The sequence below is a fragment of the Streptomyces spirodelae genome (genome assembly GCF_017676385.1).
Classification (GTDB): domain Bacteria; phylum Actinomycetota; class Actinomycetes; order Streptomycetales; family Streptomycetaceae; genus Streptomyces; species Streptomyces spirodelae.
Genome location: NZ_JAFFZN010000070.1, coordinates 1 through 498 on the forward strand (window position 1 = coordinate 1; position 498 = coordinate 498).

General features: G+C 72.3%; 1 pseudogene. It reads right to left on the reverse strand.

The annotated features are described in order from the left end of the window. A pseudogene (locus JW592_RS32375) lies at positions 1-268 on the reverse strand (transglycosylase SLT domain-containing protein); the annotation flags it as partial. Positions 269-498 lie beyond the last annotated feature (230 nt).

Sequence of the window (498 nt, forward strand, 5' to 3'; positions counted from 1 at the left end):
CGTCCGCGTACTCCTGGCCACCAGCCTGCTTGCCATCGGCCTTGCTGTCGGCCTTGCTGTCGGCCTTGGCGTGGGCGGCCTGGGCGGTCAGGTGCTGGGCGGTGGAGGCGGCACTGGCGATCGCGGGACGGGCCTCGTGCTTGCCGGCCTCGGCAGCGTGCGCGGTACCGGCCAGCGCGGTGGTGGCGATACCGGCCGTACCCACAGCAGTCACAGCGGCAGCGGCCAGCCGGCGGGTGGGCTTGAGAGAACGCAGAGCAGTACGCATGCGAGCAAAGAGCCTTCCAGTGGGGGGACGTTCCGGCCGCGTCCTCCGGGGCGCCCCGTGAGGAGGCGTGCATCCCGGTCCCGTCGCGACCTGGCACCCACCCTGGGAACCGGCTCCCCCGCCCGACAACTGTGTGACCTACGACCCCGCATAGTCCCCACCACACAGCCGGGCCGACCACTCCCCACCCCCTCGGGCACATCCGCAACCGGCACCTACGAACCCGCCAC